Origin of the sequence: Micromonospora sp. M51 (assembly GCF_018070305.1) — a bacterium.
GTDB lineage: Bacteria > Actinomycetota > Actinomycetes > Mycobacteriales > Micromonosporaceae > Micromonospora > Micromonospora parva.
This window is the reverse complement of record NZ_JAGPXZ010001484.1, coordinates 1-487: the sequence shown is the minus strand read 5'-3', so window position 1 is coordinate 487 and position 487 is coordinate 1. Positions and strand designations below refer to the sequence as shown.

The 487-nt window shown below is 39.4% G+C and carries 1 protein-coding gene; it reads left to right on the top strand.

Translation table 11 applies throughout. The features are described from left to right. On the top strand, positions 1 to 240 hold a 240-nt coding region (locus tag KBX53_RS35570), incomplete at its 5' end, for a hypothetical protein (protein WP_210864095.1). Positions 241 to 487 lie beyond the last annotated feature (247 nt).

Sequence of the window (487 nt, the reverse complement as noted above, 5' to 3'; positions counted from 1 at the left end):
GAACGAAGACAAAAAAGGCTTGCCGAGATCGAAAAAGAAAAAGAAGAAAGGGCGGCCTGGTGGGCGGAACGCGAAAGACAAAAAGCGGAACAGTTAGCGGAACTCAGAAGAAAATCGCAACAAAATTCAGAACGTATCAGAAAAAAATACGAAGAAGAAAAAAAACAGTATGAATCACAAAAACGGTCTGAACGCTCTGAACGCTCCAAATCAAGCCGTAAATCAACGCCTAAGCCGTAACGCTATGATGGGGAGCCTATCGGCTCGAAAAGGGCAATAAGGGCTGTTTTTCGCCATTCTCGCTAGCATTTGCCCCCCTATCTATGCCGAAGAAAAGAAAAAAAACCGTATATAAACCAAAATAAAATAAAAAAAAGTATTGCGTTTGTATTGCAAAAAGATGTATAATTGCAATACATACAAACAAAAAGGAGTTCTGTTATGAAAGTAGAAACTGGCGGTTTAATCTTTGATGATAGCGATAAAC